At 33.4% G+C, this 25,794-nt stretch carries 20 protein-coding genes; 7 read left to right on the top strand and 13 right to left on the bottom strand.

Going from position 1 to position 25,794, the window contains the following annotated elements; translation table 11 throughout:
- Positions 1-72: 72 nt before the first annotated feature.
- From ACLHDE_RS10540 to ACLHDE_RS10515, 6 genes are all read right to left on the bottom strand, one after another.
- Positions 73-3,258, bottom strand: coding sequence for an NAD-glutamate dehydrogenase domain-containing protein (locus ACLHDE_RS10540; protein ID WP_415396377.1), 3,186 nt, complete (start codon positions 3,256-3,258; stop codon positions 73-75).
- 60 nt (positions 3,259-3,318) lie between these two features.
- On the bottom strand, positions 3,319-4,956 hold the full coding sequence (locus ACLHDE_RS10535) for a protein kinase domain-containing protein (RefSeq protein WP_415396376.1): 1,638 nt from the start codon (positions 4,954-4,956) through the stop codon (positions 3,319-3,321).
- A gap of 1 nt (position 4,957) precedes the next feature.
- Positions 4,958-5,818, bottom strand: coding sequence for a hypothetical protein (locus ACLHDE_RS10530; protein ID WP_415396375.1), 861 nt, complete (start codon positions 5,816-5,818; stop codon positions 4,958-4,960).
- A 23-nt stretch (positions 5,819-5,841) separates the two neighbouring features.
- Positions 5,842-6,636, bottom strand: a complete 795-nt coding sequence (locus ACLHDE_RS10525) for an ABC transporter ATP-binding protein (RefSeq protein WP_415396374.1) — start codon at positions 6,634-6,636, stop codon at positions 5,842-5,844.
- Positions 6,636-7,451, bottom strand: a complete 816-nt coding sequence (ntrB, locus tag ACLHDE_RS10520; protein ID WP_415396373.1) for a nitrate ABC transporter permease — start codon at positions 7,449-7,451, stop codon at positions 6,636-6,638. The genes ACLHDE_RS10525 and ntrB overlap by 1 nt, the downstream gene beginning before the upstream one ends.
- 331 nt (positions 7,452-7,782) lie before the next feature.
- The gene (locus ACLHDE_RS10515; protein WP_415396372.1) at positions 7,783-9,165 is read right to left on the bottom strand and encodes a CmpA/NrtA family ABC transporter substrate-binding protein; all 1,383 of its coding nucleotides are present in this window, start codon (positions 9,163-9,165) and stop codon (positions 7,783-7,785) included.
- Between the two features lie 169 nt (positions 9,166-9,334).
- Between ACLHDE_RS10515 and ACLHDE_RS10510 the strand changes: the two genes are divergently transcribed.
- Entirely contained in the window at positions 9,335-11,320 is a 1,986-nt protein-coding gene (locus tag ACLHDE_RS10510; RefSeq protein ID WP_415396371.1) for a molybdopterin oxidoreductase family protein, read from the top strand.
- Between the two features lie 47 nt (positions 11,321-11,367).
- Here the strand turns inward: ACLHDE_RS10510 and ACLHDE_RS10505 are convergent, their stop codons facing one another.
- The 4 genes from ACLHDE_RS10505 to ACLHDE_RS10490 form a co-directional block, all read right to left on the bottom strand.
- A complete protein-coding gene (locus tag ACLHDE_RS10505) occupies positions 11,368-12,057 on the bottom strand; it encodes an FKBP-type peptidyl-prolyl cis-trans isomerase (RefSeq protein ID WP_415396370.1) in 690 nt (229 codons plus the stop codon).
- A 49-nt stretch (positions 12,058-12,106) separates the two neighbouring features.
- Positions 12,107-13,345, bottom strand: coding sequence for a DEAD/DEAH box helicase (locus ACLHDE_RS10500; protein WP_415396369.1), 1,239 nt, complete (start codon positions 13,343-13,345; stop codon positions 12,107-12,109).
- Positions 13,346-13,387: 42 nt separating this feature from the next.
- A complete protein-coding gene (locus ACLHDE_RS10495; protein ID WP_415396368.1) occupies positions 13,388-14,410 on the bottom strand; it encodes a polysaccharide deacetylase family protein in 1,023 nt (340 codons plus the stop codon).
- Positions 14,411-14,523: 113 nt separating this feature from the next.
- Positions 14,524-15,804, bottom strand: a complete 1,281-nt coding sequence (locus ACLHDE_RS10490) for an MFS transporter (protein ID WP_415396367.1) — start codon at positions 15,802-15,804, stop codon at positions 14,524-14,526.
- A 227-nt stretch (positions 15,805-16,031) separates the two neighbouring features.
- Between ACLHDE_RS10490 and ACLHDE_RS10485 the strand changes: the two genes are divergently transcribed.
- The 4 genes from ACLHDE_RS10485 to ACLHDE_RS10470 are packed head-to-tail and all read left to right on the top strand — an operon-like array spanning position 16,032 to position 19,416.
- Positions 16,032-16,565, top strand: coding sequence for a hypothetical protein (locus tag ACLHDE_RS10485; protein WP_415396366.1), 534 nt, complete (start codon positions 16,032-16,034; stop codon positions 16,563-16,565).
- A gap of 2 nt (positions 16,566-16,567) precedes the next feature.
- The gene (locus ACLHDE_RS10480) at positions 16,568-18,076 is read left to right on the top strand and encodes a methyl-accepting chemotaxis protein (protein WP_415396365.1); all 1,509 of its coding nucleotides are present in this window, start codon (positions 16,568-16,570) and stop codon (positions 18,074-18,076) included.
- Positions 18,057-18,641: a CheB methylesterase domain-containing protein gene (locus tag ACLHDE_RS10475; protein ID WP_415396364.1), complete on the top strand. Its 585-nt coding sequence runs from the start codon at positions 18,057-18,059 to the stop codon at positions 18,639-18,641. Before ACLHDE_RS10480 ends, ACLHDE_RS10475 begins: the two co-directional genes overlap by 20 nt.
- Complete coding sequence (locus tag ACLHDE_RS10470; protein ID WP_415396363.1) at positions 18,634-19,416, top strand: CheR family methyltransferase; 783 nt, start codon at positions 18,634-18,636, stop codon at positions 19,414-19,416. The genes ACLHDE_RS10475 and ACLHDE_RS10470 overlap by 8 nt, the downstream gene beginning before the upstream one ends.
- Positions 19,417-19,527: 111 nt before the next feature.
- Here ACLHDE_RS10470 and ACLHDE_RS10465 read toward each other — a convergent pair whose 3' ends face one another.
- Positions 19,528-19,686 carry a hypothetical protein gene (locus tag ACLHDE_RS10465; protein WP_415396362.1) on the bottom strand — a complete coding sequence of 53 codons (159 nt, stop codon included), beginning with the start codon at positions 19,684-19,686 and terminating at the stop codon, positions 19,528-19,530.
- A 369-nt stretch (positions 19,687-20,055) separates the two neighbouring features.
- Between ACLHDE_RS10465 and ACLHDE_RS10460 the strand changes: the two genes are divergently transcribed.
- Positions 20,056-21,291 carry an IS110 family transposase gene (locus ACLHDE_RS10460; RefSeq protein WP_415395806.1) on the top strand — a complete coding sequence of 412 codons (1,236 nt, stop codon included), beginning with the start codon at positions 20,056-20,058 and terminating at the stop codon, positions 21,289-21,291.
- Positions 21,292-21,578: 287 nt separating this feature from the next.
- Here the strand turns inward: ACLHDE_RS10460 and ACLHDE_RS10455 are convergent, their stop codons facing one another.
- Entirely contained in the window at positions 21,579-23,219 is a 1,641-nt protein-coding gene (locus ACLHDE_RS10455; RefSeq protein WP_415396361.1) for a cbb3-type cytochrome c oxidase subunit I, read from the bottom strand.
- A gap of 2 nt (positions 23,220-23,221) precedes the next feature.
- Positions 23,222-23,809, bottom strand: coding sequence for a cytochrome C oxidase subunit II (locus ACLHDE_RS10450; protein WP_415396360.1), 588 nt, complete (start codon positions 23,807-23,809; stop codon positions 23,222-23,224).
- Positions 23,810-24,209: 400 nt separating this feature from the next.
- On the opposite strand from ACLHDE_RS10450, the gene ACLHDE_RS10445 reads away from it, so the two are divergent.
- Positions 24,210-25,778, top strand: a complete 1,569-nt coding sequence (locus ACLHDE_RS10445; protein WP_415396359.1) for a DmsC/YnfH family molybdoenzyme membrane anchor subunit — start codon at positions 24,210-24,212, stop codon at positions 25,776-25,778.
- Positions 25,779-25,794: the final 16 nt, after the last annotated feature.

The raw sequence follows: 25,794 nt of genomic DNA, 5'->3' as shown, positions 1-25,794 counted from the left end.
CCAATCATTAATGTAAAATTTATTTTTATGATTATATAGAATTGAGGCTTATAACTAGCAATGTTTCTATGCTTAAATCAAAGAGGTCATAATCTGGTTTACAGTTATACTGACTTCTTCTATGCTTTTTACCTCTTTTGACATAAAAAACTCTATGTTGTTTTGTATCTCTTCAAAGCTCTCTTCTTCATTTGCCATGTAGTTTTTAAAGGCATCTTGAGGTGTCTCGTTTACTCTTTGAAATTCCAAAACTTGTTCTGTATAATGAACCACAATGTACTCTATGTATTGAAGTATCTGATGTCTTAGAACTTTCTGACTTCCAGATGTTGTCTCTATTGTATTTAGCGAGTTAATCATCTCAAGGATTTTAAACTCATTTACTACCAGATAAAATACTACAACAACGTTATTAAATGTATGAAAAGAATTTTCTTTGACCATAATGGCAGCTACTGCAAATTTCAGATAGTCAATAGCACTAAAGAAGAGATTAAATTGATTATTATCCTTGATGATTGGAACAATTTTTTCTTCTTTCATATCCCCAAGTATCTCAAACAAATCTGACTTATAATCGAGTATATGATTAACATCCACTTTATGTTTAGTAAGGTATTTTAGCATCCATCTGGTACTAAATCCAAGAGTGCGTTCTATATCATCAAGAAGTTTATACTGTAGTTTTACATCCATTTTAAAGTCGTTTCTATAGATCTCAAATCTAATATCATTAGCATCAAAGAGTTGGTTTGTTATAAGATATGATTTTATTTTTAGTAAGAAGCTCTCTTTTCCTCTTTTGTTATAATCTGATATAAAGGTTGCACCTTGAAGATTTATAATGTTATCTGCCATTACTGTTGCTATAATTTCACGACGTAGTGGATGATGTACTATTTCATGTTCATAAGCTGCAAGAAATGATTTTGGAAAGTATTTAAAGAGAAACTGATTTGCAAAGGTTTCATCAATGAGGTTAGACTCAAGTAATACATTTTTTACAAAGATTTTAGAATATGAGATTATTGAGCTGATGATTGGTCTGACAATAGAACCCTCAGCACATAAAATCTCACGTATGTTTTCATTTTTAGGAATGTAGTATTCTCTTCTTGAAAAGCTCGATAGATTAGTCTCTAAAACTTCAATACTTGATAGAAAGTCATCAAGATATCTTTTACTGAGACTTGAATCTCTAGAGATTGCCAGAGATTGATGGTAGTTACTCCAAAGAACAAGGTTTACCACCTGCTCAGTCAAGTTTTGAAGAGTCTTATTTGCTTCTTCCTCATCTAATAAATCTTTTGATTTTATGATGTTTAGAAGTATTTTTAGATTTACTTCATGGTCTGAAGTATTTACACCCGCAGCGTTATCAATCCCATCTATGTTTAGCTCTCCACCGTTTCTTGCATACTCTATACGTGCTTTTTGAGTAAATCCCAAGTTTCCGCCTTCACATACAACTTTTGCTTTAAGTTCATGTGCGTCTAGTCTTACAGCTTCATTTTGTTTATCGCCTAAATCTAGGTTTGACTCATCAGAACTCTTAACATATGTTCCAACACCACCGTTAAAGAGCATATCAACTTTCATCATCAAAACTTTTTTGGCAAGTTCTTCACCACTCATAATTTTTCTTATAGTTCCTAGCATCTTTTTGATTTCAGCGGTAAGTTCAATACTTTTTTGAGAGCGTAAAAATACTCCGCCGCCTTTAGATATCATTTTTTTGTTATAAGCACCCCAGCTACCGTTTTTAGAAGTAAAAAGACGAGAACGTTCCTCAAAACTGCTTTGTGGGTCAGGATCTGGATCTATAAATATTTCTTTATGAGATACAGCTGCTAATAGTTTGAACTTATCTGAGTAAATCATACCATTTCCAAATACATCACCATTCATGCTACCGATACCAACAAGAGTAATAGATTCTTTTTTAATATCTATACCCTTTTCTATAAAAAATCTCTCAGAAGAAATAAGTGCTCCGCGTGCTGTTATGCCTAGCTCCTTATGTCCAAAACCATTACTTCCACCGCTTGCAAAAGCATCTCCAAGCCAGTAACCACGACTTACAGCTATTTCGTTGGCAACATCGCTCATAGCAGCTGTTCCTTTGTCTGCGGCTACAACAAAATAGGCATCGTCACCATCATAAGCTATGATATTTTCATTTCTAATAATTTTTCCATCTATTCTGTTGTCAACTAAATCAAGCATGTTATTTATAAATGCACTGTATATAGTTTTAAAGACATCTGGAGTAATACTTGCTAAATCTTTATGTATAACAAATCCACCTTTTGCTCCATCAGGAATAATGATAGAATTTTTCCCCTCTTGAGTAATCATTAGTGATTTTATCTCTTGGCGATAGTCTTCATGTCTCTCACTCCATCTAAGTCCGCCACGACTAATTTTGCTCATTCTAAGATGCAGACCGCTAAAGTCAGGGTGATATACAAAGGCTTCTATCTTTGGTTGAAGACCTTTTAGATTTTCTGAGTAAGTTGCCGTGTCTATTTTAAAAGATATGGCAGGATTATTTAAAAAATAGTTTGTTCGCATAAGAGTTTTTATAAGAGCATAGGTGAGTTTTAAAATCTTATCGTCCATGATATTTGGAACATTTTTTATCTGCTCTTCTATCTCTACTTCAAAATCTTTCATCATCTTTTCACGTTTAGTGATATGAGGGTCAAATTTGGCTATAAAATACTCTACAAATAGTTTAGATATATTATGATATAGAGTTATTGTATGTAAAATTGCTTCTTGGTTTAGAGCTATTACAGACTGGTCAATATACTCAATCATAGCACGAAGAAGCAGAACTTTTCTTATAGAAAGATTTTGATTATAAACTAGAGAAAATAGCCTACATCTTTGTAGTATGAATCCACTAAGTGAATCAGATATTACATTTTCAATATTGTATTTAGATATAGTTATATTTTTTGTGTCATCTATTTTTAAATTAAATCTGTTTATATAAACATCATGTTTGTCTTTTTTTATTTTATAAGCAACTTCATCAATAATCGTAAAACCAAAGTCATGTAAAATAGGTACGATAGAAGATAGATATATCTGAGTAGTAGCAAAAATATTTATAGAGGGCTGTTTTTCATCATCTATTATTTGAGTGATTATTTTCTTTTCTTGGATACTTTTAAAAAGTTCATTACTGATTGTTAGGTCTTTTTTTGATAATTGGGCAGAAAAAACTGCGTTTACAGAAGAAGATTCCATAAAAATTCCTTTAAAATTAGCTTGTATACATTATTGTATCACAATGTTAATTCTAGTTTATTACGAATTCATCCAGATAAGAAGTAAAAAGTTAATAAGTAACATAATTATAAATCCACTCTTGTAAAAAGTGAGTGGTGAACGCTCAATAAGGGTAGCATCTTTTGGAAAAAAAGGTTTTACTTTTTCAGGACGCTTTAGCTCAAAATTCATCTCAGAATAGTGTTCATACCTGCGTTCTTTATCTATAGCTATTGAGCGGAGTATGACACTGTCTAACCAATCAGGAATATTACTGTTATATATACTTGGTTTCTTTGCTTCTTTAAATGATGGAGATTGAAAAGGTTCTATCTCTCCATATGGATATTTTCCACTAAGAGCAAGATAGAGTGTAACTCCGATAGAGAAGATCTCACTAGACTCACTTATGGACTCACCTTTAAACCTTTCAGGAGATAAAAAGCTGGGAGTTCCGGCTTTTGTATTTTTAGAAAAGATCTCTGTGATACTTCCATAGTCTATAATCTTAAAGTCTAAATTTTCATCATTATCTTTTGCTATCATCACATTTGGAGGTTTTATGTCTCCATGAACCAAGTCATACTTTAGTAAAAACTGCGACATATCTAAAAGGGTAGAGGCTAACTCAACCGCGTCGTCTATAGTTAGTTGTTTATTAGTCAGATAACTATCCAAATCTTCACCGACAAAAAGCTGCATAACGTAGTATATGGCAGTTCTGTTTTTAGGAATAACTGCTTTTGGAAAAAAGTCAGCCTTAAGTCTTTTTGCATTCCAGGCTTCTTTTACAAAGAGGTCTAGGATAATTTCATCATCTATAGCCTCAGTAGGAGCAAACTTAACTACATACTGTTTTGTTTTTTTAGAACATAACCATGTCCTCTCATTTTGAATAAGCGACTTTTGAAGTGTGTAGCCATCAATGACTTGATCGACTTTTAAAGATTCAGGAATTATAAGTTTTTGTTGTTTTAGTTTTTCAACTTCATTTGCTTCAGAAATTTCGAGAACTACAGCAGTTGTGTCATCTGGAAGATTGTCTTCTGCTAGTTTAGAGGCTTTTTTAACTAAGAAAGAAGCACCGAGTGAGATACCCGTCTCAAGACGGTTTTCACTCATAAGATTATAAAGACCGTCACTGCATAAAAGTATTTTGTCATGCTTTTGAATGATATTTTCAAAGTAGTAAGGCTCTACATCCTTATCTATTCCAATAGCTTGAGTCAGTACATTTTCATATCCTGACTCGTCCATAGCGTGGTCAAATGATAGTTGATTTATTTTTGTATCTCTGTATAGATATACTCTAGAGTCACCAACATTCGCACCATGAAGTTTATTTCCCTCTATGACTACGATAGTTAAGGTCGTGACTAATTCTGTTCTCTCATAGTTTATCATTGATTCTTGATATAAAATCGAGTTTATTGAGCTTATAAATGTGATTATAGACTTCTCTATACTCCATGTCTTTGGGCGTATTTTAAAATTATTTATAAGATAAGTTGTAACTCTCTTGGCAGCCTCGGCACCTGCCTCGGCACTTCCCACACCATCACAAACTATACCTACGGTTAAATTACCTATAGTCTTGATATCGTAAAAATCATCACCGGTTAAATCTTTAGCTTTTGCAAGTGAAAAACCTGATGTTTTTATGTTGTTGTTTTGCATGTTAAACTTTCTTTTTTGTAAAATATATAAAGAGTCCTAGAGCTACAATTAAGATGGATACACCACCTATTAGATAAAAAGCATGAATCATATGCGAGTAATCATCTATAGCAATTTTAAATACTACCATAAGAGATTCTATTAGTAAAGCAATAATAATGGTAATTGAGAATTTCGTTAATACTCTATACTCTTCGTTGGAGTTTTTGGAGTAGCTCTTAAAGACTACTTCTTGCGCTAAAACAGTTTTTGCAAGATCAAAGATTGCAAGACCTAGTGTTAGAGCAATAACGGGTTTAAAAATCGCTTCTATTGATAGTCCATCTTTAAACAACAAAGAAGATATAAACTCATAAACCGAGTAACCAATAGTAAATAATGCCAAGACCATCATAATGTTGGCAGTTAAAAAGTAAAAACTTTTACTTACAAAGTTAAAGCCTTGATGAACCTCTATAAGACCTAATCTTTGGAGTAAAATAGATATGTTAAAATCTAGAAAATACATTTTACCATTCTCTTTTTTAGCAACTGTGATACAAGTCTCACCTGTAGCACTGCTGATGTAAGGGTGAGAGATTGCAATATTACTTTCATCAAACTCCATCTTATTTAGAAGATACTCTCTGTTCCTTCCTATAGGTGTCTGGCTTGTTTTATTTCTATATATATTTTGAGAAGTTTGAAGCATAGTCTCTTCGTTACATGCGTATATAAGTTCTAGAGATGGAAAGACTTTAAAGACTTTTTTAAACTCATCAGCTTCTCTATCCTCTAAGCTTCCAAGATTGAAAACAGTCTCTATGAGAAAGTTTTCAATATCTAGAATATTTTCTTTATAAGTACTCATAAATTCTTGCACAGGATTTTCCTTTTTAAATTATTTTATTCATCATCTTTTGCAAATTTTTCATATAAAAAGCTTAGTATAGCTTCACGACATCTTATATACTCAGGATTACTTTGAAGAGAAACTCTGTCTCTAGGGCGTTCAAGATTTACTTCTAATATCTCTCCTATAGTTGCATCTGGACCATTTGTCATCATGATAACTCTGTCACTTAGAAGTACTGCTTCATCAATATCATGAGTGATTATGACTACAGTATTTTTGACATTTTGCTGAATCCTCATAAGATGCTCTTGCAGGTTTGCACGAGTTAGAGAGTCCAGTGCTCCAAAAGGCTCATCCATAAGAAGAACTTTAGGTTTTATAGATAAAGCTCTGGCAATTCCAACACGCTGTTTCATTCCACCACTTATCTCATTTGGCAGTTTGTCTTTTGCATGGTCAAGATTTACCATAGATACAAACTTTTCAACTCTATCTCTAAGCTCTGCTGAACTAAGAGAAGGCATTACTTTTTTTACTGCCATCTCAATGTTTTGATAGACACTAAGCCAAGGCAGAAGTGAGTGGTTTTGAAAAACTACTGCACGCTCAGGACCTGGGCCCTCTACATGTTTGTTTTCTAAAAGTATATGCCCCTCAGTCTGCGCATCTAAACCTGAAATCATATTTAAAAGAGTACTCTTTCCGCATCCACTATGCCCGATGATGGAGATAATTTCATTTTTTTTAATTTCTAGATTTATATCTGTTACAGCTACATAGTCATCTTTTCCCGGAATCGGGAATCTTTTTTCAATATTTTCAAGACTTAAAAATTTCTCATTCATTACGCTCTACCTTTCTTCGTATAATCAAAATAATCTGCAAGTTTTCCCATAATAAGGTCTAGTAGATAACCAATTAGACCGACTAGAATAATACCTATGATAATGTTATGATAGTTGAGGTTGTTATACTCATCCCAAATCCAAAAACCGATACCAATACCCCCAGTTAACATCTCTGCTGCAACGATAACTAACCATGCAATACCAAGAGATAGTCTCATCCCTGTAAAGATATAAGGAACAGAAACCGGTAGGATTATCTGAATTATCTTCTCCATAGGAGAGAATCTTAAAACCTTGGCAACGTTCATATAATCTTCACTAACACTCTTAACACCTAACGCCGTGTTTATAATAATTGGCCAAATAGATGTAATAAAAATAGTCGAGATAGCTGTTATATTTATATCTTGAAATATAAATAAAAGTAGTGGCAACCAAGCTAGTGGTGAAACAGGCTTAAATATTTGAATAAACGGATCAAACGCATATTGAGCACTCTTACTCATACCTATCAACAAACCAAAAGGCACACCTACTAATATTGCTAAAACAAAACCTGCAAATACTCTTTTTAGTGACTCTAAAATCTGCCAAAATAGACCTTTGTCATCTTGATTTTCTACATAAAAAGGGTCTGTTAATACACCTACTAACTCATCACCTTCACTATTTACTCCTCCAAAAGCTGATACATAGGTATCACTAGGTGTTGGAAAATCTTCTACAACTGTAGCAATTCCTGACCAAACCTGAATAATCAATACAAATACCAAAAGTGGTAAAAATATTTTTTTAATTAGTTCATTGTTCATTTTTCTTCCTTCGTTGTTGTGTAATATAATTTACATCTTTAAGTACCCAGTAAAGCACCTAGAGTATTTTAGGAGATCACAGAAGGAAGATTCTTTAACCTAACTCTAGGTACTTAAAGATAAAAAATAATTACAATAGTTAGACAAAGGAACGTATTCCTTTGTCTAAGTGCAGCAAAAGCTTATTTAGTTATATATTTAGGGTCAGCACAACCAGCTGGACCATAAGGACACTATTTAATATAGCGATAATTTGAACAAGTCCAAATTATCTACGCTAAGACCGCTTGGGTCACTAAAGCACAAAGTGAAAACTTTGTGATGTATATCCTTATTTAGTCACATATTTAGGGTCAGCACAACCAGCTGGACCATAAGGACATACATAGTTTGGTTGTTCAGTTTTAACAGTCCATTTATTAACTTTTAAAAGCTCTTCTTTTGATACTTTTGATTCATCAATACCAGTAGAGAAGATATACTCAACTGCTTTGTTTGGATCCCAAACTTTTCCATCCATAAACATATTGTATTTATCTACACCATCTTTTTTCCAAGCACTTGGAGGAAGGCTATAACCAACTTCTTTTGCTACTTCAGCAAACAGGTCAGGACGGTAAACAGATTCGATAACTTTTTTCATATCAACTGCTTTGTCAATTTGACCCCATCTGTACATCTGTGTAATGAACCACATACCGTGTGAATAGTAAGGATATGCTGCATAGTAGTTAGCAAACACGTTAAACATTGGGTTTGGCTCTGAATCTTGACCTTTTAAGTACTGGAACGTACCTGTCATTGATTTTTCAAGAACTTTTACAGGTGCTTTAACATAGTTTGGCTTAGATAGAATCTTTGCTGCTTCTTTACGGTTTTCCCATGAAGCATCAAGCCACATTTGAGCTTCTAAAATTGCTTTCATTACAGCTTTTGTAGTCTTTGGATTTTTTTCTATAAAGTCAGCACGAGTCTGTAAAACCTTTTCAGGGTTGTTGTTCCAGATATCATAGTTTGTTACAAGAGTTGAACCTTTTTTCTTTAAAACGATTCTTTCATTCCAAGGCTCACCAACACAGTAACCTTCTATATTTCCAGCGATTAGGTTAGATGGCATAGTTGGTGGTGGAAAAGGTTTAATAGTAGTATCACGATCAGGAACTATTCCAGAACTTGCCATCCAATATCTTAACTCGTAGTTGTGAGTAGAAACTGGGTGAACCATACCAAAAGAGAGCGGTTGATAGTTTGAACCTTCTGCTTTATGTTTTGCGTCTATGTATTTTTTAAGTGATTGAGAACCAAGAGGACGTTTAGTCTCATCCATTCCGTATTTTTTCATCTCTTTAATAATGTTATTTCCAAATGTAATTCCGTTACCGTTAAAGTCAAGAGAAAGTACAGCTTGAAGATTGGCGTTACCGTTGATTCCTAAAGTAGCAGCAATCGGCATACCTGCAAGAGCGTGTGAAAAATCATACTCTCCACTTATTACTTTTTGCTGGATACCCGGCCATCCGCCACCTTCTTTTACAACATGAACATCTAAACCATATTTTTTAAAAAAGCCTTTTTCTTGAGCAATAACAATTGGTGCACAGTCAGTTAGAGCAATAAAACCTATAGTCAACTCTTTTTTCTCTAACTCTGTAGCCAATAACGATGTGGCAACTAATGACAAACCTAATCCGATACTTATTATTTTCTTTAACATGTGTTTTCCTTAAATTTACATTATTTAAATGTTTGTGAAGAAATTATACTGTTAAAAATATGCTAAATAGACAGTTTTATGATTAATTATTATACAATTTAATCTTAATTTTACATTAATATAACTCTATAATACTCTTGTAATTTAAACATATAAATGGATAACTATTATGATAATAAAATCAGTATGTGGGTATTGCGGTGTTGGATGTGGACTGGAATATGATAGAAAAAAACTAATCGGTGATATATCGTACCCTACTAATGAAGGAAAGCTTTGTTCTAAGGGAATATCTGAATTAATTAGTATTCAATCATCTACAAGACTTCTAAGACCCTTATATAGAGATAGTATCTCTGTAGAGTATAAAACTAGTAATTGGGATGAGGCAGTAACAAAAATAGCTAATAAAATTAAAGATAGTTCTAAGGAAAAAATAGGTTTTTATCTCTCAGGTCAACTCTTAACAGAAGATTATTATGTTGCTAATAAACTTGGTAAAGGATTTATAGGAACTAATAATGTAGATACAAATTCTCGTACTTGCATGTCTAGTGCAGTTGTAGCCTATAAAAAATCAATTGGTGCAGATTTTGTGCCTCTTAGGATGGATGATATTTTTTGTAGTGACTTACTTATACTTGTCGGTGCTAATACGGCAGAAGCTCATGTAGTTTTTCACAACCAAATAAAAAAAGCAAAAAAGCATGGACTTAAAGTAGTTGTAATAGATCCAAGATGTACTGATACTGCAAAGTCTGCTGATTTATATCTTCCTATCAAAGCTGGAGGAGACATAGATTTTTTCAATCTTATATCAAAACGATTGATTGATGAAGAACTATATAATAAGGAGTTTGTTAATAAACATGTAAACAACTTTGAGCTCTTAAAAAATAAGTTCAAAAGAGTGGCTGTTACAAAGATGCTAAAAAGAACAGGTTTAACTAAAGAACAGTTTGAAGAATTTTGGCAGTTGTATATAAGTAGTGAAAATATTATATCAGCTTGGACAATGGGATTAAATCAGTCAGTTCAAGGTGTGGATAAAAACTTAGCACTTATTAATACGCATCTATTAAGTGGAAAGATTTTTAAAAAGGGAAATGGTCCTTTAAGCCTAACAGGTCAGCCAAATGCTATGGGTGGAAGAGAAGTAGGTGGTCTCTCTACTTCTCTTGCAGTTCATTTAGACTTTGATGCAAAGTCTATTAAAAAAGTGTCAAAATTTTGGAAAACCGATAATATAGATAGTAATCCCGGACTTACAGCTACTCAGATGCTAGAAGCTGATTTAGATATTTTAATTATCTGTCATACGGACCCTGTTTATCACTTGCCAAACAGACATAAGGTCGAGCGACTAATAAAAAAAATAGCACTCGTAGTTGAGATAAACGCTTACGATAACTCTGAGACATCAAAGTTCGCACACATAAAACTGCCTGCAGCTCCATGGGGAGAAAAAGAGGGTACACAGACAAATCTAGACAGAAGTATTACAAAACAAGAAAAGCTTACTCGTACTTCTATAGATTGCAAGGCAGATTGGGAAATATTTCAACTCATCGCTAAAAAATTGGGATTTGAAAAAGAATTTGATTATAAACATCCAAAAGAGATTTTTTTAGAATATCAGGAAATGACAAAGCTAAATAAATATATGGATATACATAATGCAGATTATGACAAGCTCTCCTTTAAACCTTTTGTTTGGGGGCAAGATATAAATGGCTTTTTAACAAAGGATAAAAAAGCAAATCTTCATTTTGTTGAGAACAAGTTATTGAGTGAAAAAACAAACTTAGAATATCAATTTGTACTTTTAACAGGTCGTACACGAGATCAATGGCATAGTGGCACAAAAACAAATCTACCACAAACACTACTTAAATATAAAGAACTTGATTTTGTTGAGATAAATAATGAAGATGCAAAAGAGCTTGGTATAAGAACTGATGATATAGTAACTGTATTGTCACTAAGAGGTCAGATAACTACAAAAGCTGTAGTTACAAATGCTATTAACAGAAAAACTCTCTTTATTCCTATAAGCAATAGAGAGATAAATTATCTAACAAATGATTTGCTAGATAAAGAATCGTTTGAGCCAGATTATAATCATAGTGCAGTAAAAATCTACAAACAAGTTTAATACTCTATTTTAGTTTGAAATCATTTATAACAAGATATAAAGGAGTGTTACTTTATCTGTAAGAGCTCTACATCGAAAATCAATGTAGCGTCTGGACCTATGCTCGGTGGAGCACCTTGTTCACCGTAAGCTAGTTCAGGTGGAATAACAAGCTGCCATTTGTCTCCTACTTTCATCTTTTGCAGAGCCTCTGTCCAACCTTTTATAACTGCATTTACAGGAAAACTTACTGCTTGGCCACGTTCAACTGAGCTATCAAATACAGTTCCGTCTATAAGTGTACCGTGATAGTGAGTAACTACTTTATCTGTTAATTTTGGATGAATTTTTCCATTTCCTGATTTTAGTACTTTATACTGAAGACCACTAGGAAGTGTGATAACACCTTTTTTCTTTTTGTTAGATGCAAGATATATTGCACCCTCAGCTTTGTTGTGAGTTGAGAACTTCTCCATCATAGCAAGTTCTCTTTTTTTCTTGCTCTCTTGATAAACTTTCATCGCACTTCGCATCTCATCGTTTGAGAGTTTAGGTTTGTTACCATCAAAGATGTCTTGCATCCCAAGTTTCATGGCATCTAAATCTACATCATCTTTAGAAATCATAAGCTGTGTTCCAAGTCGGATGCCTATAGCATAACTAGCTTTTTGCTCTTGAGTTTTTAGTGTGTTAGCAGATATACTAGAAGTTGCTATAAGTCCTAAACAACCAATAACTGCAGGTAAAAATTTTATCATAAATATCCTTATATATTTTTGCAAAGATTATAGCAGATATATATAAACTTTACTTTGACTCTTTAAGAGCTTTTTCTCTAAGTTTGTCTTTTTTACTTTTTCCTTTACCTTTTACAGGTGCGGGACCTTTTTCTTTTTTAGGAGTTTCTCCTGTAACTTCAAAACCCTCTATCTGTTCTCTCTTTATTTTTACCTTACATTTTTTCTCTATGACTTTAAAATGAGCTTGGTCTTCATGAGATATAAAAGAAATGGCAAGTCCTATTTTTCCAGCTCTTGCAGTTCTTCCGATGCGGTGAATATAGTCAGTTGGAGAGCGGGGCAGGTCATAGTTTACAACACACTCAATGTTGTCTATATCCAACCCTCTAGCTGCTATATCGGTTGCGAAGAGAATATTTATCTTTTTATCTTTAAATTCATTCAATGTATATGTTCTGTCTTCTTGGTTTAAATCGCCATAAAATGATTCAGCTGTAAAACCATACTTTCTAAACTTAAAAGCGATGTTATCAGTTGCTCTTTTGTTTGCCATAAAAACTAATACATTTTTTAGTTTTAGTGTTTTGATGAGATGCCTAAGAAGTGAGGCACGATTGTTAATATTTACTTCTATAACTCTTTGACTAATAGTATCAACTGTTGGTACATCTTCTTCTATGCTAACCTCTAGAGGATTTTTTGTTATCTTAGAAGCAATGTCTAAAATCTTATCAGGATAAGTTGCCGAGAATAGTAGGTTTTGTCGTTTGTCTGGAATGGCATCTAGAATTAGGTCAAGTTCCCCTGCAAAACCAAGGTTTAGCATCTTGTCTGCTTCATCAAGAACTAAAAACTCTAAATGCGAGAGGTTCATCTGCTTTTTACTGAGAACATCTAAAAACCTGCCAGATGTCGCAACTAAGACATCACATCCTTGTTGGATTTCGTAGAGTTGATCGCCGATTCCTTCACCACCGATAAGACTTACAACGCTTGCTCTTTTCTCTTGAAACTGACTAAAAATCTCAAAAGTTTTAGCAATTTGAAGAGTTAACTCTCTTGTGGGAGTTAGCACAAGTACTTTTATTTTTGCTTTTCCTTCACCTCTACGCTTTTGTAGCATCTCTAAAATAGGAAGAATATAACTCGCACTCTTACCGCTTCCTGTTTTAGCCTTAGCCATAATGTCATTACCCTCAATTATATAAGGAATAACTTTTTCTTGAATTGGCGTTGGCTTTATAAAGTTGCTTTTTGCAAGTGCTTTTTTTATCTGAGTTGAGAGCTTAAGTGAAGAAAATGGCATCTAAGGAGTTCCTAAAATAGTTTTACGTATTTTAACCAATCGCTACTTAACTATCCACAGATGACTGTACCAATACCATTTTCCATTTTCACTCGGTGCAGTACAAGTATATTTATCTCTAGGTGGTTTAATTGGTTCATTTGCTTTGATTTCAATTTCTGTTTTGGATATCCATTTAAAGTCTATTGCTTCACCGCTTGACATATAGCATCCTACGTTTTCAAGAGGCTTTTTAAACTTTATACGAAGTACTGGTGGATTTTGCTCTTTTATGAGAGTCTCTTTTTGTGAAACTGACTCTATTGGCATCGGTAAAGTGTTTAGCTTACTTATAAAACTGTTAAGGGATGCAAAGGACTCTGCCATAGGAAATCTTGTGATTTTACTTAAGTCAGAATCTAATCCAACAGCTCCTGAGGTTTGTGTTATACCAATATAACCAAGTTCTCTTACAAGTTTTGCAGTCTTTAAGTCATATTCTCCAAATGGATAAGAAAAAAGGCGCGGATTTTCATTTGCATCTTCTCCAAGTTCTTGATGAAGTCTTGATTGAGCTTTTTCTATTTCATTAGTGACTCTATCTTTCCATATAGTATCTGTTTCATTTTTTTGTTGAAGTAAAAAGTCATGACTTTTGGTGTGATTCGCGAACTCCGTACCATTCGTTTGCATCTCTCGCATCTGATTCCAGGTCATGTAGTTTTTAGATTTACTATCTATCTGGTTTGTACTTACTATTACAGTAAATGGAAAGTTTTTACTTTTTAGTAATGGATATGCATTTGTATAAGTACTGATGTAAGCGTCATCTATAGTGAGTGCTACAGTTTTTGGAGGAAGAGTTTTTTTGTTTTGAATATACTTTATTATTTTAGAGAGATGCCAGATATTATAATGATTATTTTCAAGATAGTCTAACTGAGATTCAAATTGTTTTAGAGTTATATTTGTAGAAGGGTATTTTGCCTCACCAAAGCGATGGTACATAAAAACTACGGCACTGTTTGCAAATAGGGTAGAGCTAATAAAAAATAGTAACAAATATAGTATTTTTTTTGAATTCATAAACACCCATCTTATATTTAATTATAGAACATTATATATGTCTTAACCTTAAATAACTAGAACAGTTTATGAATTAAATGAAGAACTCTAGCTGATAAGAGTTCTTCATCTAGTTATATTCTGCCTCCAGCTGCTATACCCCATGTAGTTCTCCATCTAGTTTTTACTAAAGAGATACCCATAAGAGCGATAAGAACAACCGCAGCAAATATCATGAAACCAGCTGAATAACCATCAAATACACCTTTTGACCAACCAAGAGTTTTGATAAGAGCAGTACCGCCAAGACCACCAGCTGCACCTATAATACCTGTCATGATTCCAATATCTTTACCAAATCTTTGAGGTACCAGTTGAAAAACTGCACCGTTTGCCATACCAAGATTAGCCATGATTAGAAACAGAACTAAGATAGCAAACCAAAACGGTAAAACAACAGTTGCATTTAAAATAGCTAAAAGAGAAACAAGACCAAAGAAAATATATAGAGATTTGATACCGCCTAGTTTATCAGCAATTGCCCCGCCTACAGGACGAAGAACAGCACCTGCAAAGATACAAAGAGCACCGAAATAACCAGCTATAACTTTTACGTTTTCTTCGTCAAATACATTTAAACCAAAGACACTCATATCTGCTTGATATGTATTCATAAGATATACTTTCATATATCCTGCAAATCCAACGAAACCACCAAAACTAACTGCGTAAAAAAGGTTAAACCACCATGTATCTTTATCTTTTAGAAGTTTTCCATAATCTTTAAGTTTTTTAGGGCGAGCTGTATAGACTTCAGCTGGTGCATTTTTAGCTAAAAATGTATAAGCAATTAGAACAACTATTGCCATTGCAGCACCTACACCAAATACAGACTCCCATCCCCAAAGTTCAGCGATTTTTGGAGCGAATAAGAAGTCAATAACAACTCCTATATTTCCAGCTCCAGCGATTCCAAGAACTACACCTTGAAGTTTTGGCGGATACCATTGACCTGCTTGTGGAAGTGCTACAGCAAAAGAAGCTCCTGCAAAACCTAGACCAAGTGCTACAAGAAGCAGTGTGTCGTAAGTGATTGAACTACCTTGAAAATATGCAGTTAAAAGAGCAATAATTACAACACTTTGTGCCATCATGGCAGTCAATTTAGCACCAAGTTTATCAACACCAAAACCAAGAACTATTCTTAGTAGTGCACCAGATAAAATAGGCAAGGAAAGAAGAGTTGCTTTTTCACCTGCAGTCATAATGTGACCACCAAGTGCTAATGCTTCAGCTATCTCTGTAGAAAGTGGACCGAGCATCGTCCAAACCATAAAACTCATATCAAAATATAAAAAAGCCATGAACAATGTCGGTGCATGTCCTTGACCTTTTAAATCTTTAAATCCTGCCATAATGTCTCCTAAACAAATTATATGACAGAATTATAATAGAACAAGATGGAAAATTAATCTTTATGGTGATTAAATAATAATCAACTAAAGAAGAATATATTAATCAATATATAAATATGTTATTTTTTGTAACATATATTATTCTATCTTATACATTAAGATAATAAACTAAAAATAGCATAAAATATAGAGTACAATATAAGTACATTTTAAAAAAGGGTTTTTAAATGAATAAATTATCAATCAGAATGCAGATTATTTTATCTACAACAGTATCTCTTATATTGCTGGCGTTAATAACTACTAATATTTCTGTTTCACAAAGTAAAGAAGCTTTAATAAAAAACAGTTTTTCGCAACTTACTACTGTAAGAGATATGAAAAAACACTTTATAGAGTCATTTTTTAGTGAGAGAGTAGGGGATATAAATGTTCTTTCTCGTTCTGAAAATCTTTATAATATAGTTAATGATCTTTTATATGTTCATGAAGAACTAAAGGTAAAGGCAACTGATAGATATCCAGTTGAGAATGAAATTACTAAAGAGGCAACTGCTAAACATGAGGAGTTTTTTCAGGGTTATATGAAAGACTACGGTTACTATGATGTTTTTATTATTTGTGCAAAGCATGGACATGTTCTCTATTCAACTGCAAAAGAGTCAGACTATGGTGCAAATATTACTCATGGTTCACTTAAAGATAGTGGATTGGCAGAAGCATATAGACTTGCTTTAAAAAATGAACGCCTTCTTTTGTAGATATGAAACCATACGCACCTAGTAACGGTGCTCCTGCAATGTTTTTGGCGACTCCGGTAAAGATATACGGAGAACTTAAAGCTGTTCTTGCTTTTCAAATTAGTGATGGTGCAATAAACAAGACTATGCAATATAGAGGCGGTTACGGTGATTCACAAGAAGACTACTTAGTTGGTGCAGATAAACTAATGAGAAGTGATAGTTTTCTGGATCCAAAAGGACACTCACTTCAAGCATCATTTGCTAATCCGTCAACTGGTTCTGTTGATACAGAGGCATCTAATGAAGCACTCGCAGGCAAGACAGATACTAAAATTGTAACGGACTACAATGGCAATTCTGTTTTATCTTCTTTTTCAGCTATTGATATAGGTAAAGATTTTAAGTGGGCAATTATTTCAGAGATTGATGAAGCAGAGGTACTTATAGTTCCAAATAGTATCAGAAACAGTATTGTAATATGGTCTATTGTTGTATTGCTTGTTATGATGAGTATCTCTATATTTACAATCAATGTAAATATAATCAGACCTATTAACAAGTTTAAAGAGACTCTTTTAAATATTGGAGATAATAAAAACCTTACTTTAAAAGTAGATGAAAACGCACCACTAGAACTTTCTCAAATGGCAATAAGTTTTAATGCTCTTATGACTTCACTAAAAGAGTTAATAGAGACTTCAAAACAGAGTTCTTCAGAGAATGCTTCTATATCGCATGAACTATCCACTACAGCACTTGGTGTTGGAGAAAATGTTGAGAAGTCAGTAACTGTAGTTGAAGATGCTACTAAAAAAGCAATCGTAATCAAAGATGAAATTAATAATTCGATTATAGATGCTCAAGATAGTAAAAAAGATATCATAAAAGCAAATGAAAATCTTACAGAAGCTCGTGATGATGTAATAAACCTTACATCTCAAGTACAAGTTAGTGCAGAGTTAGAAGTAGAGTTAGCCCATAAAATGAATACAGTATCTCAAGATGCAAATGAAGTTAAAAGTGTTCTTGAAGTTATCTCAGACATTGCAGATCAAACAAACCTTCTAGCACTAAATGCTGCCATTGAAGCAGCTCGTGCGGGTGAGCATGGACGTGGCTTTGCTGTTGTTGCAGATGAAGTAAGAAAACTAGCTGAGAGAACTCAAAAATCTCTTACAGAAATTAACGCTACCATCAATGTAATTGTTCAGTCTATTGGGGATGTAAGTGGACAGATGAGCACTAACTCTGAAGATATTCAAAAACTTGCAGATATGGCTATAGAAGTTGAAAAGAAGATTAATATAAGTGTTCAGATAGTTGATGAAGCTGTACACGCAAGTGACAGAACCGTTACAGATTTTGAAAAAACCGGAAATGATGTTGAGTCTATTGTTACTCAGATTACGGAGATCAATGATATCTCTTTAGTTAATGCTCGTAATGTTGAAGAGATTGCTGCTGCAGCTGATCACTTAAACTCTATGACAGATGACTTACACTCTAAACTTGAAACATTCTATACCTAAGAAACTTGTTCTAATTGGTGCTTCTACAGGAGGACCTGGACAAATTCAAAAGATAGTTGACGCTCTTCCATTACTGCACTCTACATCAATAGTGATTGCACAACATATGGCAGTTGGTTTTATGCCAAGTTTTGCTAAACGATTACAAGAAAACCATGTAAACTCCATATCTGTTGCCCAAGATAAAGAGTACTTGGAAAATGGGAAAATATATGTATGTTGTGGAACTACAATATTAAGCAAAAATACTTCAGGATATATTTTTTCTCAAAAAAAGTCACCACTAAATGCTTTTAATCCAGATATAAATGTTCTCTTTCACTCTTTTATACCTTATATTAAAGATTTTGATGTTTTAAGTATCATTTTAACTGGTATTGGTCATGACGGTGTAGACGCTTGTAAAGTTCTTGGTCAAAATGGATCTTTGTGTATAACTGAGAGTGAGAATAGTGCTATTGTTGATGGAATGCCTAGTCGTGCAAGAAAAGAGGTGAAAGATATACAGGTACTTGATATTAATCAAATAGTAGATTCAATAAAGGAGTTTGTAACTAATGTTTAATTTTTTAAAAAAGAAGAATAAATCTGTTGTAGAAGAAGAAAAAAAAGTTGTTGAAACGACTGACTATACTGATGTTCTACAAATAGCAGAGTACTTTAAAAATGAGACAGGTGTGACATTTGATAATCAAATCAGCATACTGACTAATAAAGCTATAACTTTTTGTAGGCAAAGAGAGATTTATTCATTTTCAAAACTATTAAAAATAGTAGATGAGGATGCAGTTATTAAACAAGAGCTAATAGATTACTTAACTACTAATGAGACATTTTTTTATAGAGAGTTTAGACAAATTTCTGAACTTGTAGAACTTGTTAAGAGTTATGGACAAGCTGTAGAAATCCTGTGTGCTCCATCTGCAACAGGAGAAGAGCCTTATAGTATAGCTATAGCACTTCTTGAAGCCGGAATACTTCCTAGTAAAATTAAAATAGTTGGTATAGATATAAACTCAGAAGCTTTACAAAAAGCACGAGAAGCTATCTATAAAGAGAGAAATGTAAGAAACCTTACTGATGAGATTAAAGCTAAGTATTTTGACAGAAAAGGAGATTTATACGCTCTAAAGAATAGTGTAAAATCTCATGTTATTTTTAGACTCGAGAATCTATTTGATCCATCATTTGTAAAGATTGGAAAGTTTGATTTTATCTTTTCAAGAAATATGTTTATATATTTTGATGCACCGACCAAAATAAAAGCAAAAAATATTTTAGAGAGTATGAGAAAAAATAGTGAGCAAAATATATTTTTTGGACATGCTGATCAGTTGTAGTGTGAGTAATATATTTATCCTTAGTAGAGCAAGAGTAGTGGCTAAACAAACCTCTTGCTTTACTAAAAATAGAAGTTTATTGATAGGCAAAAAGCCTATCAAAATGTCAGACTAAGAATCAGACTCTTTTGGAATCTGCATAACGGCAATCCAAAAACCAGTAATAACTACGGCTATTGTTGCTAGAAGGAGAGCTTCGTTATTTTTTATAACAAATAGTGCAGTAACGCCGGCAATTATTAAAAAAGCTACTATTAAAAAATACTTCATTATTTATCCTCGTATAATTTCTTTTATGAGTAAGTAGTTCTTTTTTAAAGTTTTTTTGACTTTAAAGCAAAGAAGTATTACTCTTTTAAGATTGAAGTACTAACTTCAAATCTTGTAACTTTCACAGTTTATGACTAAAGATAAAACAACATTTTTTTCCTTATAGCAGGATATGAAAATATTTTATATCTACTGACTACATCATTAAGCCAGTTGGTGTCTTTAGTTGTTAATCACTTATTAAAAGCTGTTGGGGTAGCTGTTATTTTAGCACCTACAACACATAGATTAACGAGGCTGTGAATTCTAACAATTTAACTTTTGTTTTTTTGTTAGGCAACTTAAGATTACACGACAAGGATTATAGAGATGTATTACGTAGGAATAGATATTGCAAAGAGTTTTCATGTTGTTTCAGTTATCGATGATAGTGAAACTAAGGTTATTAACAAGCCTTTTAAAATCAACAATGATTTAAAAGGGTTTGAAAAATTACTTACTATTTTAGATAGTGTCACTTTAGATAAAGATGACTTTATTATCGGTATAGAAGCAACTGGTATTTATGGTGAAAACCTTTTAGAGTTTTTAAAGTCTAAGGGCTATAGTGTTAAACTACTCAATCCATTTCAAACCTCAAGGTATAGAGAACAAATAACTATGAAAAAAGTAAAAAATGACAACATAGACTCTTTAGTTATAGCACTCTTTTTAAAAGATGGCAAATACTCATCAGGTTATGTAACTGATGATGAGTATCAGAGCCTTAGAACACTCTATAGAAATCGTGCTTCTATTCAGTCTGATATGAAAGAGGTTAAGAAGAGAATCATTACTCAAATAACAGTTACATTTCCAGAGTTTGAGAGCTTCACAAATCCATTTACCATAAGTGGTCTAGCTCTGCTTGAAAAGTATCCAACAGCATATCACTATAAGCATAGTAGCGTTGATAGAATCATGAAGATATTTGCTCATATTCAAGGCAATAACTTCAATAAAGACAAAGCCCTAAGATTACTAGAACTCTCAAGAGAGTCTATCTATTCAGGTAAGGCTAAAGATGCAAGAGCAATAGCTATTAGAAGTACTATTAGGCTTTTAAAGATGTATCTTAGTGAGATAGATATTATTGAAGCTGAGATACTCTCTTTGCTTGATAAAAAAGGCATTAATAGTTCAACACTTGATGAGCTACCAGAGAGTAACACTCTTATTGATAACCTTAAAACCATACCTGGAGTAAGTGATAAAACTGTAGCTGCTGTTATTAGTGAATGTGGAGACCTGACGAGGTTTCCATCTATACCTAAGTTTATAGGATATCTTGGACTCTTTCCAACAGAAAATAGCTCTGGTAATTCTAAAAGTGTAGGTCACTTAAGTAAAAGAGGCTCTTCTTTGGTCAAGCATGCACTATATCTTAGTGCTGTAAGTTGTCTGATACATAACAAACAGATGAAGCAACTCTACGATACTAAAAGAAGTCAAGGCAAATCTAAAAAAGAGGGACTTGTTGCAGTTTCAAGAAAACTTGCAACTATCATATACTCTATTTTTAAATACAACACACCCTATAATCCAAATCGTGTATTTACAAATTAGTCATAAACAGTGATAAGTTAAAGATCACAAGTTAGTACTTAAATCATTCATAATAGCAATAATATTTAAAGCTATTACCGTACTAGTTGTTAACCAAAATAGAGACAAATATATAATTTACTCTATAGTTTGATTATCAAAACACTCTTTGCTCAAATTTTAGAAATGAAATACAACAAAGAGTATTTAAAAAATCAAACTTGCAAGATTTTTAGCTCTTGCATAGTTCTTTGAAGTAATATTGTTAATAAACTAATGTCTATTTTTTACTTTCCTTGCTTTTTAAGTTATTCTTTATAAAAAGGCTTTGTCTCAAGTAAACAATCATGAGTATTTGTTGTCGCTGGAGCATATATGCCAAAGAGACCTTTAAGTCCTATACTCATAATGATGTTGTAAAGAAACAGCACAAAAGCCAGCATCATCATAGCCCCACAAAGAGCAGCTAAAATCATGTATGTGTTATACTCACCATTGTAGTAAATAGTACGTCTGAGCATTCCGTCTATTCCTGCCATACCCATAAATGCACCCATACCGATACCACCAACAAGATGTAACCAAAAGTGAGCGTTTGCCAGTTTTTGAGAATAAAGCTTTACGCCATTTGTTAAAATCGGAAAAAGAACATATATAGCACTGTAAAGAGTCATGGTAAGACCGACTAAGATAGCTACGTGAACATGGTTACCGATAATCCACTGAGTATTATGTAAAATTCTGTTCATTCCTAAGTCAGCTTGGATAATTCCTGCAGGAACAGCTAACATAAAACCTAAAATACCACCGAGAAGAAACTTTAATTCGTTGGTCATTTTGATAGGTTTTGCTTTATAAAGTGTTGTTAAAACAATAAATACAGCGATACCCTGAGTTACAAGCTCAAATGCAGTTACAACCTCTCCTGATAGAACTTTTAAGAAGTTAGATTGTCCCTGATCACTCATAAGGTGGTGAGACCAAACTGTCCAAGAAACTACCATTTCAACAAAAAGAGCCGCACGAGCAATATTTTGCATATATAGATCTTTTCCTGAAATCATCATAGCAAGCAGATACCAAGTACCGGCAACAAAAACAAGAACAAGTCCATCAGCGACAAGGTCAAGACCCCACCAGAAGATATTTTTATAAAGAAGTGCATCTACCCATGAACCTTGCATATCCATAGAAAAAAGACCATTTGCGACAAGATAGATAAGGATTAAAACACCCGCACTACTAATAACAATAGCATTAAGCCCAACATCAATAGTACCTCTGGCAATAGCAGCGATAGGAAGTGGAACTAAGTGCTCAGTATCTTTCTTTTTAAAGAAGTTCATAAGAGCTGTAATACCAAGCGCTGACTTTAACAGCTCACCTGATGGCTGTTTTTCCCAACCAGGTGGTGTATATACAATTGTTTTAAATACATTGTAAGTATAAAGAAATGTACCTATCATAATGCCAACAACACCAACTATATAAACTATACCGCCAATAGCAGCAAACTGCTCTGTGTCAGCAGGCAGCGGCCAGTAAAGAGTGTAGAGTGGAGCGTAAGAGAATAAAAATCCTGCAAGCCACATAATAAGTGTACCACCACCGATAAACATCCAAGAAGCGTTAGCCATCTTAAGAGAGTAGATAGGTTTTTCCATCAAAAATGGAGTAAGAAATAAGAATGCTCCAAAGACTATCATATATGAAGAACCAAAGATTCCAACCATAGGATGAACTGTCATAATTGAGAAGAAGTGAGTCTCATCGATAAAAGGAAGAGGCTTAATTTCGTATAATCTCATAATCATACCCTCTAGAGCAGCTAAACCGTAGTAAAGAAGACCGATAACAACAAAACGCATTGCTATTTTTTGCATCGGTGTCATGCCTTCGTGTTTTAGTCCACCTTCATGTCCATCAAGAAGTTTATTTAAAAAACTCATACTTATTCTCCTCTCTTCATTGAGTTTGTGTCATCAATTTTACAACCACTGACAACTACAGCATCTTCTACAATCATATGTGCACCTTTTGGGCCTGAATATTCAGTTGAGCGAATATAGTAAGTTCCATTTTTGTTAAATCTCCACATCAAATCATTTCCGTTGTCTGGAACAACTTGCATCTGTGTAACAAGTGTATGGTCTTGTCTGAAAATCCCAAAACCGTAAGTTAAATCTTCGCTGTATGCATCAAAAACAACATACTTTTCACATGGAACTCTCATAGGTTTTTCATCAAGTGTTATAACGTGATCTTTATATGTGATTTTAAAAGTTTTTTCAGCTTTTATGTTTTGTCTGTCTAAATCCATAGGTACCCAAGGCACAAGGTTGAATGTAAGAAAGTGTAGTCCCGTCCCCATAACTATAAGAGTTACTACATAAGTCCAGAAAATTCCTTTTCTCGCTGGTTTGACTTCCCCTTTTTGTGTAATACGAAAAGCATACCAAGCTATAAGAGATATTGCGACTATTGCGTAGATTGTATAGACTAGTTTTAGTGTGCTTAAGACATCTAGTGAATCTGCCATTTGTTCTCCTTTATTAATATAAAATATGACAATTTGATTTTATTATAAATAGTTAAGATGAAAAGTTGATATAAGTCAAGAAAATAAGCAATTATATGGTTAATAAATATACAATTTTTATATTAATTTTTAATACTTATTAAAAATTGTAGAAAAAATAAGCACTGAAAAATATTTAAATGTACTCTAATTAACCTATAATAGGGGGCTTAGAGCATGAAAAATACATTGTTTTTCTATATCAGTAAATTAAGGTTGTTTTAATAATTAGAAACAAGTTTTTTGATTTAATAATAAAGATTGCTAAAAGTATAATTGATTAAAATTTAAGCATTGACTGAATCAGATATAAATAGATTTTTTTGTATAATATTTTCATTAACATATGGAGATTGAAACTATGCAAACACCGTTGGAAAGTTTTATAGACCACAAAGCTGAAACAGGCATGCAGTGTGGTAATTACTCTATTGACATTCCAAAGCTTCAAAAGGGTGAACAGTATAGGTTTCACTTTGATGCAACTGCTTGTGTAGGCTGTAGATGCTGTGAAGTTGCTTGTAATGAGCAAAATAATAATCCTGCAGATATAAAGTGGAGAAGAGTTGGAGAGATGGAGGGTGGTGAGTTTCCAGTTTTCACTCAACTCTTTAACTCTATGAGCTGCAATCACTGCATCGACCCTGAATGTCTAAAAGGGTGCCCAACTAATTCTTACATAAAAATAGACAAGACTGGAATCGTAGTTCATGATGATGATACTTGTATAGGTTGTCAGTATTGTACTTGGAATTGTCCATATGAAGTTCCTACTTTCCATGAAGAGAGAAAGATAGTAACTAAGTGTCATATGTGTCATGAGAGGCTGGATGTCGGTCAAACTCCTGCTTGTGTTCAAGCTTGTCCATCTGGAGCTATTGAGATAGAAGTTGTAAATGTTCAAAAATGGTTAGATGAAGATATGGTAAAAAATGCAAATATGCCGTTTTTACCAGATGCATCTATTACAAACTCAACTACAAGATACACACTGCCAGAGAACTTACCAGAGATAATGAAAGAGATGGATGAACATCTTTTAAAACCTGCTCACTCAGAGATGCCACTTGTATTTATGACTGTACTTACTCAAATCTCTCTTGGTGGATTTTTAGCACTATTTTTAGGTGATGTTATGAGTCTCTTTGGTTTTGAGAGTGCTAACTGGATAATGGCTCTTTTGGTTATGCTTCCTGCTGCTCTTGGACTTCCACTCTCCGCACTTCATCTTGGCCGTCCATTTTTAGCTCTAACTGCCACGAAAAATATAAAGACATCTTGGTTATCTCGTGAAGCTTTAGCTTTAGGAGTCTTTACTCTACTTATGAATATAGTTGTGGTTTTATATATTATAGAAGTTCCACAAGCTATAAGAGTGTTTGTTGAGTTAATCACACTTGCATCTGGAGTCTATGGAATCTATGCTCAAAGTATGATTTACCGTATAAAAGCAAGACCGGCTTGGGATAGGCTAACGACAAATATGAAGTTTTTTGGAGTTACTTACATAGGTGCTTTTATGCTTGGCTTAGTCGCTGTTGTACTTGGAATGTTAGAAGTTGCTATTCCCTTAGTCTCTCTTGGAATGTTAGGTGCACTTGCTCAACTATTTTTCACTTATGAAGATATTAGAACGCTTAGTGCTGAGGGAAAAAATGAGTATCAGTTAAGAAGAACGGCAAGACTTTATGATGAGAATTTCAAAAATGTAAAACTATTTCGTTTTGTCTCTATAATTCTTGGTGGTGTTCTTCTTCCACTACTTGCAATTGTGTTTTTGAGTTCGTCTTCATTTGGGGTTGCATCTATCGCTCTTGTTCTTTCACTATTGTTGATATTTGCTAGTGAGATAAGTGATAGATTTTTATTTTACTCAACTGTTGTTCCTCTTGGCATGGCAGGTGGATTCTTCGTAGGAAAGTCACGATAGAACGCTATATGAACAA

Origin of the sequence: Sulfurimonas iocasae, assembly GCF_047716755.1 — a bacterium.
Classification (GTDB): domain Bacteria; phylum Campylobacterota; class Campylobacteria; order Campylobacterales; family Sulfurimonadaceae; genus Sulfurimonas.
The sequence above is the reverse complement of the archived record's forward strand: the minus strand, read 5'-3'. Positions and strand labels throughout refer to the sequence as shown.